This is a genomic window from Pseudoduganella sp. SL102, from assembly GCF_027856995.1.
In the GTDB taxonomy this organism is placed as follows: Bacteria; Pseudomonadota; Gammaproteobacteria; order Burkholderiales; family Burkholderiaceae_D; genus Rugamonas; species Rugamonas albidiflava.
In genome coordinates this window covers 5,075,710-5,094,286 of the sequence record NZ_CP115554.1, presented here as the reverse complement: position 1 = coordinate 5,094,286, position 18,577 = coordinate 5,075,710, and the positions used below count along the sequence as shown (strand labels likewise).

9 protein-coding genes are annotated in these 18,577 nt (G+C 69.9%); 8 read left to right on the top strand and 1 reads right to left on the bottom strand.

All coding sequences use genetic code 11. From position 1 onward, the window contains the following. The first annotated feature begins 79 nt into the window (after positions 1-79). The 6 genes from OU994_RS21505 to zwf all read left to right on the top strand — a co-directional run bounded on the left by OU994_RS21505 (position 80) and on the right by zwf (position 14,131). On the top strand, positions 80-3,280 hold the full coding sequence (locus tag OU994_RS21505; RefSeq protein ID WP_281607581.1) for a CHASE domain-containing protein: 3,201 nt from the start codon (positions 80-82) through the stop codon (positions 3,278-3,280). A 162-nt stretch (positions 3,281-3,442) separates the two neighbouring features. After that, positions 3,443-6,871: an exodeoxyribonuclease V subunit gamma gene (recC, locus tag OU994_RS21500; RefSeq protein ID WP_281607580.1), complete on the top strand. Its 3,429-nt coding sequence runs from the start codon at positions 3,443-3,445 to the stop codon at positions 6,869-6,871. Next, the gene (gene recB / locus OU994_RS21495) at positions 6,868-10,497 is read left to right on the top strand and encodes an exodeoxyribonuclease V subunit beta (RefSeq protein WP_281607579.1); all 3,630 of its coding nucleotides are present in this window, start codon (positions 6,868-6,870) and stop codon (positions 10,495-10,497) included. Before recC ends, recB begins: the two co-directional genes overlap by 4 nt. Further along, a complete protein-coding gene (locus tag OU994_RS21490; RefSeq protein ID WP_281607578.1) occupies positions 10,490-12,022 on the top strand; it encodes an AAA family ATPase in 1,533 nt (510 codons plus the stop codon). Before recB ends, OU994_RS21490 begins: the two co-directional genes overlap by 8 nt. Then, positions 11,905-12,483, top strand: a complete 579-nt coding sequence (locus tag OU994_RS21485) for an ATP-binding domain-containing protein (protein WP_281607577.1) — start codon at positions 11,905-11,907, stop codon at positions 12,481-12,483. Before OU994_RS21490 ends, OU994_RS21485 begins: the two co-directional genes overlap by 118 nt. Before the next feature lie 184 nt (positions 12,484-12,667). Further along, on the top strand, positions 12,668-14,131 hold the full coding sequence (zwf, locus tag OU994_RS21480) for a glucose-6-phosphate dehydrogenase (protein WP_281607576.1): 1,464 nt from the start codon (positions 12,668-12,670) through the stop codon (positions 14,129-14,131). 83 nt (positions 14,132-14,214) lie between these two features. On the opposite strand, the gene OU994_RS21475 is transcribed toward zwf, so the two are convergent. Beyond that, on the bottom strand, positions 14,215-14,643 hold the full coding sequence (locus OU994_RS21475) for a VOC family protein (RefSeq protein WP_281607575.1): 429 nt from the start codon (positions 14,641-14,643) through the stop codon (positions 14,215-14,217). Between the two features lie 207 nt (positions 14,644-14,850). Here OU994_RS21475 and OU994_RS21470 point away from each other — a divergent pair, with 207 nt between their 5' ends. Both OU994_RS21470 and OU994_RS21465 read left to right on the top strand, forming a co-directional pair. Then, positions 14,851-15,408: a GNAT family N-acetyltransferase gene (locus OU994_RS21470; RefSeq protein ID WP_281607574.1), complete on the top strand. Its 558-nt coding sequence runs from the start codon at positions 14,851-14,853 to the stop codon at positions 15,406-15,408. Positions 15,409-15,547: 139 nt separating this feature from the next. Next, on the top strand, positions 15,548-18,490 hold the full coding sequence (locus tag OU994_RS21465; RefSeq protein WP_281607573.1) for a glycosyl hydrolase: 2,943 nt from the start codon (positions 15,548-15,550) through the stop codon (positions 18,488-18,490). The last annotated feature ends 87 nt before the right edge of the window (positions 18,491-18,577 follow it).

The following is an 18,577-nucleotide window of genomic DNA, read 5'->3' as shown; positions in this document are numbered from 1 at the left end:
TTTCAATGTATGCTGCTGTATTGCAAGAAGTACTCGATGATATTCAATGCGCAAAACCGGTGAATTCAGGAAGGCAACCGTGGCGCCCCGCCTCCTGCAGTGGGGCGTCGGATGGTTGCTGGCCACCGTGGTGGGGCTCACGCTGTATGCGGCAACGGTCAAGTCGGTGGAAGACGATGCGCGCGTGCGCTTCGATAACGCGGCGCGCGCCACCCAGTACAGCATCGGCGCCAGCGTCAAGGCGTATTCGGACGTGCTGCGCGGGCTGGTGGCGCTGTTCCAGACGTCCGACAGCCTGTCGCGCCTGCAATTCCGGCAATACGTGGCCAGCCTCGACGTGTCGCGCCATTTCCCGGCCATCGAAACGATCAATTTCGCGCCCGACGTGCGGGCCGAGGAGCGCGCCGCGTTCGTGGCCGCCGTGCGCGCCGACCGCAGCGTGGACCCGGCCGGCTACCCGGGGTTCGAGATCCGCCCGCCGGGGCAGCGCGAGCGCTATGCGCCGCTGGTCTGGCTGGAACCGCCGCTGCGGGAAAAGATGGGCGTCGACATCACCGCCAATCCGGCCATCGCGCGGGCCATGGACCTGTCGCGCGATACCGGCCAGATCAGCGCCTCCGGCCAGCCCGTGAAGGTGCAGGGCCCGGTACCGCACATCGGCCTGGGCATGCGCCTGCCGGTGTACCGGCGCGGCATGCCGATCGGCGACGTGCCTGGCCGCCGCGCCGCCTACCTGGGCTCGGTGGGCATCGGCTTTTCCGTGTCGGCGCTGGTGCAGGGCGCGATCGACGAGACGGCCGACCGCAAGGTACGCCTGATCCTGTATTCCGACGGCGCCACCCCGGTGGAACAGCGCCGCCTGCAGATCGAAAGCGACGACCGCCTGCTCTACAACGATACCGGCTCGCTGGATGCGCCGGCCACGCTGCCGGACATCGTCGACGACTACTTCGTGGCCGTGCTGCCGATCGACTTCAACGGCGCGCTGTGGAAGGCGCGCTTCTACACGCCCAAGGCGGACATGATCAGCCGCTTCGACCGCCAGTTGCCGTGGATCGCGCTGGCGACCGGCTTCGCCGGCACGATGCTGCTGTACAGCTATGTGTTCATGCTGACATCGCAGCGCCGCAACGCGCAGGAACAGCGGCGCCTGCTCGACAGCGTGCTGGACAACGTCGACGCGCACGTGTACATGAAGGATGGCGAGCGCCGCTTCATCTATGTCAACGCGCGCATGGCGCAGGTGATGGGCCGCCCGGCCGAGCAGATCGTCGGCCGGATGGACAGCGAACTGCTGCCCAAGCGCGCCGCCACCCGCGACTGGCTGGAAGACCGGGAGGTGCTGGCGGATGGCATCAAGCGCACCAGCGAGGGAACCTTCGTCGATGCGCAGGGCAATACGCGCCACCTGTGGACGGTGAAGGCGGCCGTGGCGCTGGAGCGCGGGCCGGCCGTGATCGCGCTGTCCACCGACGTGACCGAGCTGCACGAACTGAAGGAAGCGGCGCAGGCCGCCAGCCGGGCCAAGAGCGATTTCCTGTCCAACATGAGCCATGAAATCCGCACGCCGATGAACAGCGTGATCGGCATGGCGCACCTGGCGCTGAAATCGGTGGCCGATCCGCGGCAGCGCGACTACCTGCAGAAGATCTACCACTCGGGCCAGCACCTGCTGGGCATCATCAACAACATCCTCGACTTTTCCAAGATCGAGGCCGGCAAGCTCGACCTGGAGATGCTCGATTTCCCGCTCGATGCGCTGTTCAACAACGTGGCTACCCAGCTGGCCGACGGGGCGTCGCGGCGCGGCCTGGAGCTGGTGTTCGAGGCCTGGCCCAACGTGCCGGCGCAGTTGCGCGGCGATCCCCTGCGGCTTGAACAGGTGCTGCTCAATTTCACCAGCAATGCGATCAAGTTCTCCGAGCGCGGCACGGTGTTCGTGCGCGCCCGCGTGATCGAGGAGCGCGACAACCGGCTGACCGTGCGCTTCGAGGTGCAGGACCAGGGCATCGGCATGACGCCGGCCCAGGTGGCCGGCCTGTTCCAGTCGTTCCACCAGGCCGACACGTCCACCACGCGCAAGTATGGCGGCACCGGCCTGGGCCTGGTGATCAGCAAGCAGCTGGCCGAGCTGATGGGCGGTACCGTGGGCGTGGAAAGCACGCCGGGGCGGGGCAGCACGTTCTGGTTCACGGCGCAGCTGGAGAAGGGCGTGGCGCTGCCGCCGGCGGCCAGCGACACGGTATTGGAGGAAGAGCTGCTGGCGCCGCTGCGCGGGGCCGCCATCCTGCTGGTCGAAGACAATGTGTTCAGCCAGCAGGTCGGCCAGGAATTGATCGAGGAAGCCGGCGCCACCGTGGTGATCGCCAATAACGGGCAGGAAGCCATCGACCTGCTGCAGAAGGGCCAGTTCGACTGCGTGCTGATGGACGTGCAGATGCCGGTGATGGATGGCTTCGAAGCCACGCGCCGGATCCGCGGCCACGCGGCGCTGTCCGGCCTGACGGTGATCGCCATGACGGCCAATGCCGGGCGCGAAGACCAGCTGCGCTGCCAGGAAGCGGGAATGGACGATTTCCTGACCAAGCCGGTGGTGCCGAACCAGCTGCTGGCCACGTTGTCGAAGTGGCTGAGCCAGCGCGTGGTGGACGGCCGCACTGCGCAGCCAGGCACGGTCGCGGCAAACCCGGCGGTGAAGAAGGGAACGGCAAGCCAGGGTGGCGCCAGTCCGGGGCCAGCCGGCGAGGCGACGGATGGGGCGGCAAAGCACGAAGGTGCAGGACAGGGTGCAGGACAGGGGGCAGGACAGGGGACAGGACAGGGTGCAGGACAGGGGGCAGGGCCGGCTGCTGCGGCCGGCATCCCGGCGCGGCGCGCCACGGATGTGATGGCCCCGTTCGCGCCGGCCGAGCCGCCGCTGTTCGACCCGGACGTGCTGGGCCAGACCTTCGGCAACCGGCCCGACAAGATGCGCCGCTATGCGCTGATGCTCCTGGCATCCGGGCGCGACGGCATGGCCGAGATTGAGGCGGCGCTGGCCGCGCGGGACATGAAGCGACTGCGCGAGCTGGGGCACCGGATCAAGTCGTCGGCGCGCGCGGTCGGGGCGCTGGCCTTTGCCGAACTGTGCGTGGCGCTGGAACGGCTCAAGCCGCAGGACGACGTGGCCGCCGCCGAGCGTATCGTCGCCCACATGGGCCCCATGCTGGACCGGCTGGAGCGCTATATCGACGTGGACCTGGAACCGCTGCTGCGCGAACTGGGCAGCCAGCCCGGCTGAGCCAGTCGCTGGGTTTGCCGCTTAAGTCCGTCGATTAGTCCGTCGCTCAGTCCCTCGCTGAGTCCGTCCCTGAGCCGGCAATCTCCATTGCTGCAAGGCACCGGCCTGCAGGGATCGGCGATAATAGCCACCTGTCCCGCGTTTCACCACCAAGTACACCCCATGGCAACAGGCATCGCACCCGGCTTACTGATTCTGCACGGCAACCAGCTCGAACAGCTGCGTGCCGCCGTGTTCCAATGGCTGCAGGCCAACCCCCTGGCGCCGCTGGAATCGGACGTGCTGCTGGTGCAGTCGAACGGCGTGGCCGAATGGCTCAAGATCGCCCTGGCGGAACAGGCGGGCGTGTGCGCCGCCACCCGCGTGGCGCTGCCGGCCCGGTTCCTGTGGGAAGCCTACCGCGCCATGCTGGGCCGCGACCGCGTGCCGCGCACGTCCGCCTTCGACAAGGGCCCGCTCACCTGGCGGCTGATGCGCCTGCTGCCGGCGCTGCTCCGCGAGGATGCCTTCGAGCCGCTGCGCCATTTCCTCAAGGGGGGCTGCCAGGAACGCCGGCTGCAGCTGGCCGAGCGGCTGTCCGACCTGTTCGACCAGTACCAGGTCTACCGCGCCGACTGGCTGGAAGACTGGGCGGCCGGGCGCGACCGGATGTGCTGCCCGCGCGGCGTGCATTACCCGCTGCCGGAAGGCCAGCGCTGGCAGGCCGCGCTGTGGCGCGCCATCATCGCCAGCGTGCCGGAGGAAGAGCGCACGCTGGGCCGCGCCGGCGTGCACACGGAATTCCTCCGCGCCGTGGCGTTGGGCGCCATGCCGGCGGCCGCGCTGCCGCGCCGCGTCGTCCTGTTCGGCGTTTCCGCGCTGCCGTACCAGACCCTGCAGGCGCTGGCGGCGCTGGCCCGGTTCACCCAGGTGATCGTGGCCGTGCCCAACCCGTGCCGCTTCTACTGGGGCGACATCATCGATGGCCGCGACCTGCTGCGCGCCGCGCGGCGCCGCCAGCCGCAGCGCAACGGCATCGACCTGGCCAGCGTGCCGATCGAGGCGCTGCACGCGCACAGCCACCCGTTGCTGGCGAGCTGGGGCCGGCAGGGGCGCGACTATATCCGCATGCTGGACGAGTTCGACGAAGCGTCCGGCGACGAGGCCGGGCACCTGCGCGTGGACCTGTTCAGCGATGGCGACGGCGACACGCTGCTGCAGCAATTGCAGGGCGCCGTGCGCGACATGCTGCCGCTGTCCGAACACCATTTCCCCGTGCCGGACGGGGAGGACCGCTCGATCGTGTTCCATATCGCCCACAGCGTGCAGCGCGAGGTCGAAGTGCTGCACGACCAGCTGCTGGCCCGTTTCGCCGCCGACCCCACGCTGCGCCCGCGCGATATCGTCGTCATGGTCCCGGACATCGGCGTGTTCACGGCGGCCATCCACGCCGTGTTCGGCCAGTACAAGGGCGGCAGCAAGGGGGGCAGGCGCGGAGATGCGCGCCACATCCCGTTCGAGATCGGCGACGTCAACGACCGCAGCGTGAACCCGCTGCTGGTGGCGCTGGAATGGCTGCTGCGCCTGCCGCAGCAGCGCTGCCGGCAAAGCGAGGTGCGCGACCTGCTGGACGTGCCGGCGCTGGCGGCCCGCTTCGGCCTGGCCGACGACGACCTGCCGATCCTCGGCCGCTGGATCGAAGGGGCGGGCGTGCGCTGGGGCCTGGACCGCGCCCACCGCGCCGGCCTGGGCCTGGAGCCCACCGGCGAACAGAACGCGTGGATCTTCGGCATCCGCCGCATGCTGCTCGGCTATGCCAGCGGCACGGGCGGCGCCTTCGGCGACATCGAACCATACGGTGAGGTGGGCGGCCTGGATGCCGCGCTGGCCGGCTCGCTGGCCCAGCTGGTCGAAGCCCTGCTGGACTGGCGCGACCGGCTGGCCCGGTCCCGCACGCCGGCCGAATGGGGCGAACAGGCGCGCGCGCTGCTGGCCACCTTCTTCGATGCCCGCGACGAAGCCGACAAGCTCACCATGAACGAGCTGGGCGCGACGCTCAACGCGTGGCTGGAGACGTGCGACGGCGCCGGGTTCGACGAGCCGGTGCCGCTGTCGGTGCTGCGCGAAGCGTGGCTGGGCGCGCTGGACGAACCGTCGCTGGAACACCAGTTCGTGTCCGGCGGGGTGACGTTCTGCACGCTGATGCCGATGCGCGCCGTGCCGTTCCGGGTGGTCTGCCTGCTGGGCATGAACGATGGCGACTTCCCGCGCCGCGCCAGCCGCGCCGACTTCGACCTGCTGGCGCTGCCCGGCATGGCGCGCCCCGGCGACCGTTCGCGCCGCGACGACGACCGCTACCTGATGCTGGAAGCGGTGCTGGCTGCGCGCGACGTGCTGTACGTGAGCTGGTGCGGCCGCAACGCCCGCGACAACAGCGAGCAGCCGCCGTCGGTGCTGGTGGCGCAGCTGCTCGACTACCTGAAGGCCGGCTGGCATCTCGACCTGCACGAACGCACCACCGAGCACGCGCTGCAGCCATTCTCGCGCCGCTATTTCGAGCGGGGCGGCCTGCTCACCTACGCGGCCGAATGGCGCTCGGCCCACGCGCCGGGCGAGGCGCCGGCACTGTCGCCGGACGCCGAATTACAGGATGGGCAATCTCCCGCGCTGCCGCCGTATGAACTCGACGAGCGCTTCCGCCTGAAGCTGGCCGGCCTGGTGGCCTTCCTGCGCCAGCCCGTGAAATACTTCTTCGCCCAGCGCTTCGGCGTGCGGTTCGCCGACTCGGCGCTGGTCGGCGAAGACGAGGAACCGTTCGTGCTCGATGCGCTGGACCGCTACTTCCTGGAAGACGAGATGCTGGAAGACGATGGCGCCGTGGACGAGGAGGACGTGCGCGCCAGCCTGGTGGAACGGGCGGCCCGGCTGCAGCGCGAAGGCGTGCTGCCTATCGGCGTGATCGGCGACCGCGTGCGCGACAACCTGATCGAAGCGCTGCTGCCGGTGCGGCGCGCGTGGCTGCAACTGCGCGGCGCGTTCCCGGAGGCGGCGCCCAAGCTGCCGGTCGGCCTGGAACTGGACGGCGTGGTGCTGGAAGACTGGATCGACGGCCTGCGCGCCGACGGCAACGCCAAGGTATGGCTGGCGCAGATGTCGTCGAAGGCGCTGGACAAGTCCGGCCAGCCGCGGGGCGACAAGCTGGCCGCCGCCTGGCTGCGCCAGCTGGCCGCCGCGGCGCAGGGCGTGCCCGTGACGGGCCTGCTGGTGGCGCGCGACGCGGTGCTGTCGATGCCGCCGCTCGACGGCGAAGCGGCGCGCGCCGCGCTGGCCGGCCTGGTCGCCCTGTGGCGGCGCGGCATGGACGGGCCGCTGCCGGTGGCCAGCAAGACGGCGCTGGCGCTGCTGTCCGGCGGCGACCCGCGCGAGACCTACGAGCATGGCTTCGACCGCCGCGGCGAGAAGGACGACATGTGCCTGTACCGGCTGTGGCCGGAGTACGGCGACCTGGCGGCCGAACCGGGATTCGCCGCGACCGCGCGCGCCCTGTATGGACCGCTGGTCGACTGGCTGGCCACCGTCGAGGTGCAGCCGATCGAAGGAGGCCAGCCATGAGCCGCCTGCTCGATCCGATGACCTTCCCGCTGCACGGCACCCGGCTGATCGAGGCCAGTGCCGGTACCGGCAAGACATGGACCATCGCCGCGCTGTACCTGCGCCTGGTACTGGGCCACGGCGACGGCGACGCGTTCGGGCGCCCGCTGCTGCCGGCCGACATCCTCGTGATGACGTTTACCCGCGCGGCCACGCGCGAGCTGTCGAACCGCATCCGCGAACGGCTGGTCGAGGCGGCCGGCTGTTTCCGCGGCCAGGTCGAGGATTGCGATCCGTTCCTGGCCGGCCTGCTGGAAGCCTACCCCGACGAGACCGGGCGCCAGCAGGCCGCGCACCGGCTGATGCTGGCCGCTGAAACGATGGACGAGGCGGCGATCTTCACGATCGATGCGTGGTGCCAGCGCATGCTGCGCGAGCACGCGTTCGACAGCGGCAGCCTGTTCGACGAGGAACTGATCAGCGACGAAGCGGCGCTGTTCGAGGATGCCGCCCACGATTACTGGCGCCAGCAGGTGTATCCGCTGCGCGAGCCGGCCCTGGGCGCGCTGCTGGAATGCTGGCCGGACGTGGAACGGCTCAAGCGCGGCTTGCGCGAACTGGTCAAGCGCGCCGACGACGGCTGGCGCGTGGACGAGCCGCTGGGCGCGCTGATCGGCCGCTCGCTGCGCGAGCGCGCGCAGCACCTGGCTGCGCTGAAGGAAGGCTGGCTGGAACGGGTCGAGCGCATGGCGCTGTGGCTGGAGCGGGCCAAGGCGGCCAAGCAGCTGAACGGCAAGCTGATCCAGGCGCGCTGGCTGGATGGCTGGTTCGCGACGCTGCGCGCATGGGCCGCCGATCCGGCCATGGTCGGCCTGGACCTGAAGGGCGGCTGGAACCGGCTGGTGCCGGCCGGGATCGCCGAGGCCTACAGCGGCAGCGATATCCCGGACGACTTCGCCGCGCTGGAGAGTTTACGGGAAGCGCTGTCCGCCCTCGAACCGCTGGCGCACCGCCTGTACCGCCATGCCGCCGGCATCATCGCCGCGCGCATGGCCGAACTGAAAGCGCGCGACCGGCAGTTCGGCTTCGCCGACATGCTGGTGCGGCTGCAGAAGGCGCTGGAGGGCGACAACGGCGCGGCACTGCGCCAGCGCATCACCGAGCAATACCCGGTGGCGCTGGTCGATGAATTCCAGGATACCGCGCCCTTGCAATACCGTATCTTCGACCTGCTGTACCGCGTGGCCGACAACGATCCGGCATCGGGCCTGTTCCTGATCGGCGATCCGAAGCAGTCGATCTACGGCTTCCGCGGCGCCGACATCCACAGCTACCTGGCGGCGCGGCGCGCCACCGAAGGGCGGCACTACCAGCTCGGCACGAACTACCGGTCCACGCGCGAAGTGGTGGAAGCGGTGAACCGCATTTTCCTGCACGCCGAAGGCGCGGCCGGCGGTGGCGGCTTCGCGCAGGGCGCCTTCCGCTTCCGGCGCGGCACCGTCAATCCGCTGCCGTTCGACGCGGTCGATGCCAAGGGGCGCGGCGAACGGCTGGTGGGCGTGGACGGGCAGTTGCAGGCCCTTACCGTGTCGTGCAGCGACGTGCCCGACCTGAAGGCGGACGGCTACCGCGAATTCTTCGCGCACCATTGCGCCGAGCACATCGTGCGGCTGCTGAACGATCCGCGCACCGGTTTCGAGGGGCCGCGGGGCTTCGAGCGGCTGCAGCCGGCCGATATCGCGATCCTCGTGCGCGACCGGAAGGAAGCCAGCGCCATCCGGCGCGCGCTGCAGCAGCGGCGCGTGCCCAGCGTCTACCTGTCCGACAAGGATTCCGTGCTGGAGAGCGACGAGGCGAAGGACGTGCTGCGCTGGCTCGCCGCGCTGGCCAACCCGCTCGATGGCGCGCTGGCCAGGGCCGCCTTCGCCACCCGCACCGCCAATATCCCGCTGGCCGAGCTGGCGCGCATGTCGTCGGACGAACTGGCGTGGGAAGCCCGCGTGGAGCAGCTGAAGAACCTGCACACGGTGTGGCAGCGCCAGGGAGTGCTGGCGATGCTGCGGCGCTTCATCCACGAGCTGGGCTTGCCGGCCGCGCTGCTGGCGCCCGGCAACGTGGGCGGCGAACGCAGCCTGACCAACCTGCTGCACCTGGCCGAGCTGCTGCAGGGGGCCAGCCGCCAGCTCGATGGCGAGCAGGCGCTGATCCGCTGGATGGCCGAACAGGTCGAAGGCGAGGGCGCCACGGGCGACGAACAGGTACTGCGGCTGGAATCGGATGCCGAGCTGGTGAAGGTCGTCACGGTGCACAAGTCCAAGGGCCTGGAGTATCCGCTGGTGTACCTGCCGTTCGCCGTCACGGCGCGCAAGGTCGACAAGCGCAACCGCAGCTTCTTCGAGTACACCGATGCGCAGGGCACGCGCCGCATCGACATGTCGCTGTCCGAGGAGGCGCAGGCGGCCGTGGAGGCGGCCCGCATCGAGGAAGACTTGCGGCTGCTCTACGTGGCGCTGACCCGCGCCCGGCATTTCCTGTGGCTGGGCGTGGCGGCGCTGCCGGCCCGCAAGGAAGGCAGCAACGTGCTGCACGAGTCGGCGCTGGGCTACCTGCTGACCGGCGGCGCACCGCTGCCGGCGGAAAGCCTGCAGGAACGCTGGCGTGAGCTGGCCGGCGACTGCGGCGCGATCGGCATCGCCTCGCTGTGCCACCCCGAGCGGCCCACGCTGCTCGACCGGGAAGAACGGCGCGAGCCGCTGCTCGACCCGCGGCCCTACGATGCCCGCTTCGAGCGCGACTGGTCGGTCGGCAGCTTCACCTCGCTGGCGCGGGGCACCCAGGCCGCGCCGCGCCGCGCGCTGGAGGAAACGCTGCTGGAGGGCGAGGGCGCCGATGTCGCCGCCGGCCGGATCGACGACGCCCCGTGGCACCGTTTCCCGCGCGGCTCCGTGCCCGGCAACTTCCTGCACGAACAGCTGGAATGGCTGGCGCAGGAAGGCTTCGATTGCGTGACCGATGCCGCCTGCGAAGTGCGCATGGCGCGCCGCATCGAGCGCGCCGGCTGGGGCCACCGGCTGGACGATGCGCTGGCCTGGCTGCGCGCGGGCGTGACGACCGAACTGCCGCCGCTGGGCGCCGCGCTGCGCGACATCGGCACGCTGATGCCCGAGATGGAATTCTGGTTCCCCAGCGAGCACCTGGCCACCGGCGCGCTCGATGCGCTGTGCCGGCGCCATCTCCTCGACGGCATCGCCCGCCCGGCACTGCCGCAGCGCGCGCTGCACGGCATGCTGAAAGGCTTCTCGGACCTGGTGTTCGAGCATGCGGGGCGCTACTGGGTGCTGGACTACAAGTCGAATGCACTGGGCGGCAACGACGCAGCGTACCACGCCAGGGCGCTGGCGCAGGGCATGGCCGAACACCGCTACGACGTGCAGGGTGCGATCTACCTGCTGGCGCTGCACCGCCTGCTGGCGAGCCGGCTGGGCGATGCCTACGATCCGGCCGAACAGCTGGGTGGCGCCGTGTTCTTCTTCCTGCGCGGCATCGGCAACGGGGCCACGCGCGGCTGCCATGTGCTGGAACCCGATCCGGAACTGCTGGCCGAACTGGACGAGCTGCTGCGGCGCGAAGGAAACACCGATGACTGATCCGATGAATGTTCAACTTAGTACGCACGCCGCGCTGTTCGAGGCCATCGACACGCTGACCGAAAACGGCAAGCTGCGCCGGCTGGCCGGGGCGTTTTCCCGCTTCGTGGCCACGCTGGGCCATACCCCGCCGCCGCTGCTGCTGGCCTGCCTGCTGCTGTCCGAGCTGGAGGGCCGCGGCCACAGCTGCCTGGTGCTGGCCGACCTGGCCGGCGACCCGTCGCCGCAGGTGGGCTGGCTGGACGGCGAGTGGGCGGCATTGCGCGCGGCGGCCGCCCAGGGCGGCGGCTCGCTGCCGAGGAACGTCAACGGCTGGCGCAACGCGCTGCAGGGCTGCGAACAGGTCTGGCCGGTGGGCGACCTGGACTTCAACCAGCCGCTGGTGCTCGACGGCGAACGGCTGTACCTGCGCCGCTACTGGCGCGACGAGTCGACGGTGGCGGCCTCGGTGCGTTCGCGCGCGCTGGCGCCCGCCGGCCCCGATGCCGGGGTCAATACCGGGGTCATACGTGCGTGGCTCGACAGGCTGTTCCCCCACGCGGCGCGCGAGGGCGGCCCGGACTGGCAGAAGATCGCCTGCGCCGCCGCGCTGCGCGGGCAGCTGGCCGTCATCACCGGTGGCCCGGGCACCGGCAAGACGTACACGGTGGCGCGGCTGCTGGCGCTGCTGTTCGCCACCGCCGGCGAGGCCGCGCCGGCATTGCGGATCGCCCTGGCCGCGCCGACCGGCAAGGCGGCGGCCCGCCTGAAACAGTCGATCGACATGGCGCTCGATGAACTGGCCGGCAAGCTGGGCAGCGACCTGGCCCTGCGCGACCTGGCGGCGCGCATGGGCGGCGCGCGCACCCTGCACAGCCTGCTGGGGGCGCGGCCGGACACGCGCAGCTTCGCCCACCACGCCGGCAATCCGCTGGAGGTGGATGTTCTGATCGTCGACGAAGCGTCGATGGTGCACCTGGAGATGATGGCGGCCCTGCTGGCGGCACTGCCGTCGCATGCGCGCCTGGTCCTGCTGGGCGACAAGGACCAGCTGGCGTCGGTGGAAGCGGGGGCTGTGCTGGGCGACCTGTGCGCGCAGGCCGAAAGCGGCAACTACGATGCGGCGACCTGCGACTATGTGCTGGCCGCCGCCGGCGAGACGATCCCTCCGGCGTTCCGCGAGCGCGATGGCGGGCCGCTGGCCCAGCGCATCGTGATGCTGCGCCAGAGCCGGCGCTTCGGCGGCCCGATCGGCAAGCTGGCGAGCGCCGTCAACCAGGGCGACGCCGAGGCCGCCCGCGAGGTGCTCAGGGCGGAAAGCGATGGGCGGCTGCGCTGGATCGAGGGGCGCGGCCCGGCGACGTGCTGGCGCTCGCAGTGGCCGGTCGGCCCGGCGCCGGTGCCGGCTACCGCGATTACCTCGAGCGCGTGCAAGAAGGGCCGGGCGGCGACTACGACGGCTGGGTGCGCGACGTGCTCAAGCGCTTCGAGCAATTCCGGCTGCTGTTCGCCGTGCGCGAGGGCGAGTGGGGCGTCGCGGGGCTGAACGAGGCGATCGAAACCAAGCTGGAAGCGGCAAAGCTGATCCGCCGGCGCGGCGAATGGTACGTGGGCCGCCCCGTGATGGTGACGCGCAACGACTACGCCACGGGTGTCTATAACGGCGACATCGGCCTGACCCTGCCCGATCCGCTGCGCCCCGATTCGCTGCGGGTCTGGTTCTCGGACGGCGAAGCGGTGCGCAGCGTGCTGGCCACGCGCCTGCGCAACGTGGAGACGGCGTTCGCGATGACGGTCCACAAGTCGCAGGGCTCGGAATTCCTCCATACGGCGATGGTGCTGCCGCCGCAGGCGAACGCCGTGCTGGCGCGCGAACTGGTCTATACGGGGATCACGCGTGCCCGCGAATTCTTCACGCTGGTTTCGCCGAACGCCGCCGTGTTCGACCAGGCCATCGCCGGGCGCACGCAGCGGGCCAGCGGACTGCGGCAGGCACTCGGGACCTGATGCGCGGACGCGAGCGGTTCGCCGCGCGGGTGCGGGGCGCCGGCACGGCTGGATAGGCGCTTCCGGCCGGGCGCGGGAGGCGGCCGGCGAATCCCGATCGGCAAAGTCCGGCCGCATCGGATACCATTGCAAGGTTTTCAATGCTGTCTCGATATCATCTCCCTCTTCAACCACATCGATCGATATGACCTCGTCCGCACAACCAGATAACAGCCTGCCACTCGACATGATCATCTTCGGGGGCATGGGCGACCTCGCCATGCGCAAACTGCTGCCGGCGCTGTACATGGCCCACCTGCACGGCAACCTGCCGTCCGGCACCCGCATCATTTCCACGGGGCGCCAGGATTTCAACCGCGAGGCGTACCTGGCATTCGTCGAGGAACATTCGCGTTCGTTCATCTCGGACGGCAATTTCACCGACGACGCATGGCGCAGCTTCCTGCAGCGCCTGGAATTCGTGCGCGTGGACGTGCAGCAGGACGACCTGACCGCGCTGGCCAAAGTCTCGCGCGAAGGCGCGGTGCGGGTGTTCTATCTCTCCACCGCGCCATCGCTGTTCACCACCATCTGCGAAAAGCTGTCCGCGGCTGGCCTGGTCGACGGCAATGCGCGGGTGGTGCTGGAAAAACCGCTGGGCAGCGACCTGGCCTCGGCGGTGGAAATCAACGAAGCGGTCGGCAAGCATTTCGCCGAGTCGCAGATCTACCGCATCGACCATTACCTGGGCAAGGAAACCGTGCAGAACCTGATGGTGCTGCGCTTCGGGAACTCGATCCTGGAACCGCTGTGGCGCGCGCCGAACATCTCCAGCGTGCAGATCACGGTGGCCGAGGAAGTGGGCGTGGGCAGCCGTGCCGGCTTCTACGACGGCACCGGCGCCATGCGCGACATGGTGCAGAACCACCTGCTGCAGCTGCTGTGCATCGTCGCCATGGAACCGCCGGCATCGCTGGCGCCCGACGCGGTGCGCGATGAAAAACTGAAGGTGCTGCGCTCGCTGCGCCGCTTCAACCTGGCCACCATCGCGCGCGACACGGTGCGCGGCCAGTACGTGCGGGGCGCCAGCGGCAACCAGGCCGTGCCGGGTTACCTGGAAGAGAAGAACGTGCCGCCGGACAGCGGCACGGAAACCTTCGTGGCGCTGCGCACGTACGTCGACACGTGGCGCTGGTCCAAGGTGCCGTTCTACCTGCGCACCGGCAAGCGCATGGAGCGCCGTTCGTCGAAGATCGTGGTGGAATTCGCCAACCCGCCGTTCCCCTTGTTCCCGGAGAGTTCTGCGGGCGTCGCCAACCGGCTGGTGATCGAGCTGCAGCCGGAAGAAGCGATCAAGCTGCAGGTGATGGCCAAGCAGCCCGGCAGCGGCATGCATATGCAGCAGGTGGAACTGAACCTCGACCTGCATTCGGCGTTCACGCAGCGCCGTGCCGAAGCGTACGAGCGCCTGCTGATCGACGTGGTGCGCGGCCGCCTCACGCACTTCATGCGGCGCGACGAACTGGAAGCGGCGTGGGAATGGGCCGACCCGATCATCGAAGGCTGGGGCACGCTGAACGAGAAGCCGCGCGGCTACGCGGCCGGCACGTGGGGCCCGTCCGAATCGTTCGCCCTGCTGGCGCGCGACGGCTTCAGCTGGTTCGAGTAAGCGGCAGGCGGCCGGGATACCGGTTTCGGTATCCCGGCAGTGATGCGGGCGGCCCCGGGATTACCGGACCGGCGCGAGGCCGCTTACCACGTGATATGCACGGATGGCGCGCTGCGCTTCGATTCGCCGTGGAACACGGCTTCGATGTTGTTGCCGTCCGGGTCGATGACAAACGCCGCATAGTAGCCGGGGTGGTAGGGCCGCTCGCCCGGCGCGCCGTTGTCCTGGCCGCCGGCATCGAGCGCGGCCCGGTGGAAGGCATCGACCATGGCGCGGTCGCGGGCCTGGAACGCCAGGTGATGGCGGCCCGTCAGGTGGCCCTGCGCGGTCTCGCTGTCCTGCGCGGAGACGAACAGCTCGTCGACCCAGAAATAATCCTCGGCCGTGCCGCCGATCGGAATGTCCAGCGCGCCGAAGACGGCGGTATAGAACTTCTGCGACGCGGGCAGGTCTTTCACGACCAGCTGGATGTGGTCGATCAGGCGGCCACGGTGAACCTCTTGTGCTTCCATGCTGTGCTCCCCGACAGAGTTGGTGGGCCGTACAGTATCGCAGGTTTTGCCACCGGAAGTCGCACAAGACTGGCGGCCGGGGCCACCGCCGGCCGGGCATTGCCGGGATTTCCGGGCTTCGCTAAGATGGGGGCTCATCATGACTTTTTGCCAACGCCAGCCCGCAGCGCCAGCCCGGCGATGCGGCACCATGACCAGGGATGCCCGATGACCCAGCTTCGCACCGCCGATTTCCTGTTGCGCCCCCTCGTGCCGGCCGACGCGCCGGCGCTCGTTGCCGCCGTGCGCGAGTCCGCGGACACCGTCGGCAAATGGATGGGCTGGGCGCATGCGGCCTACGGCTCGAGCGATGCGGAAGAGTGGATCGCCCACTGCGCGGCCGCGCGCCGCGATGGCGTGTCGCACGAATTCGGCATCTTCCGGGCCGAAGGCGAAGTCCTCCTCGGCGCGGCCGGCCTGAACCAGTTCAACAGGATCAATGCCTTCTGCAACCTGGGTTACTGGCTGCGGCAGTCGGCCCAGCGGCAGGGCGCCGGCCTGGCCGCCGTGCACCTGCTGGCGCGCCATGCCTTCGAACAGCTGGGCCAGCATCGCGTGGAGATCATCGTCGCCGAGGGCAACGCGGCGAGCCTCGGCCTGGCGCGCAAGGCGGGCGCCGTGCACGAATGCCTCGCGCGCAACCGCGTGCAGCTGCACGGCCGTCCCCACCCGGCGCACGTGCTGTCGCTGGTGCCGGAGACACCTGCCGAACGATCAATGTCCTGACTATTTCCGCCGCGGGCCCGCGCGGCCATAGGAAAAACCGCGTCGCCTCATCAATACTACGGGCGGCAGCGCAGGTCGGCCCGGCAACGGGCGCCGCGCCGCTGCCGTGTCCACCCAAGCATTGAAGAGGAGACCGCGCATGTCCCAGCGCCCCCCACGCCCGTTCCGCGCCGCACCGGCAAGCGCCCCGACCACTCCGGCCGCCGCGGCGGTCCTGTTGCGGCGGGGCGTGCTGGCCGCGGCCGCCGTAGCCTGCCTGGCGCATGCTTCGCCGCACGATCCATCGCCGCACGAACCTGCGCCCCAAGATCCATCGCCGCACAAGCGCTCCGCGCACGACCCGACCGTCTACCAGCGCATCGGCGACGTCGCCCGGCACCTGGCCACGCCGCCTGCCGACGCGCGGCCGATGATGCGCTGGTGGTGGTTCGGCCCCGCCGTCGAGAAAAGCCAGCTGGCCCTCGAGATCGGCCGGATGAAGGAAGGCGGGATCGGCGGCGTGGAAATCCAGGCCGTGTATCCGATGGCGCTGGACGATCCGTCGCGCGGGGTGAAGAACCTGCCTTTCCTGTCGCCGGAACACCTCGACGCGGTGCGCTTCGCCAACGAAAAGGGCCGCGCGGCCGGCCTGCGCGTCGACCTCACGCTGGGCAGCGGCTGGCCGTTCGGCGGCCCGCACATCGGCATCGGAGACGCGATCGGCAAGATGCGCGTGGTGGCGGTGGAAGTGCCGGCCGGCGCGGGCAGCTACCCGTTGCCGGTGGTGTCGGAAGGCGAGAAGATCGAAGCCGCGTTCATCGGCGCCGGCACGGCAAAGGAATACGACGCCACGCGCCTGAAGGCGATGCCGGCCGTGGCGGCGCCGGATGGCCGCGGCACCGTGGCGCCGGCGGCCGGGCCGCGCGTGGCCGTGTACTACATCGCCAGCCGCTCCGGCATGCAGGTGAAACGCCCGGCGGTGGGCGGCGAAGGCTTCGTGCTCGACCACATGAGCCGCCGCGCCATCGACAACCACCTGGAGAACGTGGGGGAGCCGCTTCTGAAGGCCTTCGGCGACCAGCCGCCGTACGCGATCTTCTCGGACAGCCTGGAAAGCTACGGCACCGACTGGACCGGCGACTTCCTGGAACAATTCCAGCGCCGGCGCGGCTATGACCTGCGGCCCTACCTGCCGCTGGTGTTTTCCGGGCAGGGCGCAGACGCGCCCGCGCTGCGGCACGACTGGGCCCTCACGCAGACGGAGCTGGTGGAAGACAATTACCTGAAACCGGTGACCGACTGGGCGCACCGCCACGGCACCCGGTTCCGCTCGCAGACCTACGGCGAACCGCCGGCTTCGCTGTCGAGCTTCCGCCACCAGGACCTGTTCGAGGGCGAGGGCGCGCAATACCGGCAATTCTCGTTCACGCGCCTGGCCTCGTCGGCGGCGCACCTGTACGGCAAGCCGGTGGTATCGGCTGAAACGTGGACATGGCTGCGTTCGCCCGCGCACACTGCCAGCCCGCTGGACATGAAGGCCGAGGCGGACCGCATGTTCGTGCAGGGGGTCACGCAGATCATCGGCCACGGCTGGCCGTACACGCCGCCCAGCGCGCCGGAACCCGGCTACCAGCTATACGCCGCCGCCGTGTTCAACCATCACCAGCCGTGGTACATGGTGATGCCGGAGGTGTCCGGCTACCTCGCCCGCGTCAGCTACCTGCTGCGCCAGGGCGCGCCGGCCAACCAGGTGGCCGTGCTGCTGCCGAACGACGACGTGTACGCAATCAACCGGCCCGGCAAGACGTCGCTGTCGGGCGAGCTGCCGAAGTTCATCCAGCCGGAGCTGGTCCAGCAGATCATGGACAGCGGGCACAATCTCGACTACGTCGATCCGGAAGCCGTGCTGCGGGTGGGCCTGGACCGCTACCCGGTGCTGGTGATGCCGAACGTGACGCGCCTCGCTCCCGAGGTCCTGGCCAGGCTGGATGCGTATGTGAAGAAGGGCGGCAAGATCATCGCGATCGGCGCCACGCCATCGCTGGCGCCGGGCTTCAGGGATGCACAACGCATTACCGCCGAGGTGAAGCGCGCCTCGGCCGCGCTGTTCGGGCGCGGCCAGGAAGTGACAAAGAGCGTGGCGAAGAACGTGACGAAGATCGCCACGGACCTTGAACTGGGCCGCGCGCTGCAGGCCGTGCTGCCCGGCGACGTGCGGGTAGCGGACATTCGCGCAGGCGACGTGCGCGTGGGCGAGGCGCAAAAGCGCAGCAGTGTGGACGACGCGCAGAAGCGCATCAGCTTCGTGCGCCGCAAGCTGGCCGATGCCGACATCTACTTCATCGCCAACACCAGCAACGAGCCGGTAGCGGCCAGCCTGGTCTTCCGCGAGCCGCGCCGCCACGCCACCCGGCTCGACCCGGACAGCGGCAAGCTGGCGCAATCGGCCCTGGCGCCGGCGCTCACGCTGGCGCCATACGAGTCGGTGGTGTACGTGATGAGCGATGCGCCGCTGCCGGGCGCCGCGCCGGAAACGAAGACCGGGGATGCCGCCGTGGTCGCCGACCTGTCGACCGGCTGGCAGGTGCGTTTCCCCGGCCGGGCACCGGTGGCGATGGACAAGCTGGTGTCCTGGACCGACAGCGAAACGACGCGCTATTTCTCCGGCCAGGCGGTGTATGGCAAGACGCTCACGGTGACGCGGGAGCAGCTGGACGGCAAGCGCCTGTCGCTCGATTTCGGCACCGGCACGCCGTTGCCGGACAGCGGCGTGCATGCGCACCATTCGGGCATGCGGGCGATGTACGAACCGGCGCTGCGCGACGCCGCGATCGTGACCGTCAACGGCCAGCGCGCCGGCACGCTGTGGCATCCGCCGTACCGGCTCGACTTGACGCCGTTCCTGAAGGCGGGCGCCAACCAGGTCGAGGTGAAGGTGGCCAACCTGGGCGTGAACGCGCTGGCCGGGCGCGAACTGCCCGACTTCAAGCTGCTGCGCCTGCGCTACGGCAACCGCTTCGAATTGCAGGACACGGCGAAGATCGCGCCGCAGCCGGCCGGGTTGCTGGGGCCGGTGACGCTGGTGGGGGAGGCGATGCGCTGATGAGGTAGGTGTCCGACACCAGTCCAACGAAAGTCGCGGGCTGGTGTCGGACACCGGTTTTCATGCGAACAACCTGGGGCCGCTGCA

What these genes read in the sequence shown, in the direction of transcription:
- recC (WP_281607580.1), top strand. Translation starts at nt 3,443, where the DNA reads ATGGCAACAGGCATCGCACCCGGCTTACTGATTCTGCACGGCAACCAG.
- recB (WP_281607579.1), top strand. Translation starts at nt 6,868, where the DNA reads ATGAGCCGCCTGCTCGATCCGATGACCTTCCCGCTGCACGGCACCCGG.
- OU994_RS21490 (WP_281607578.1), top strand. Translation starts at nt 10,490, where the DNA reads ATGACTGATCCGATGAATGTTCAACTTAGTACGCACGCCGCGCTGTTC.
- zwf (WP_281607576.1), top strand. Translation starts at nt 12,668, where the DNA reads ATGACCTCGTCCGCACAACCAGATAACAGCCTGCCACTCGACATGATC.
- OU994_RS21475 (WP_281607575.1), bottom strand. Translation starts at nt 14,643, where the DNA reads ATGGAAGCACAAGAGGTTCACCGTGGCCGCCTGATCGACCACATCCAG.
- OU994_RS21470 (WP_281607574.1), top strand. Translation starts at nt 14,851, where the DNA reads ATGACCCAGCTTCGCACCGCCGATTTCCTGTTGCGCCCCCTCGTGCCG.
- OU994_RS21465 (WP_281607573.1), top strand. Translation starts at nt 15,548, where the DNA reads ATGTCCCAGCGCCCCCCACGCCCGTTCCGCGCCGCACCGGCAAGCGCC.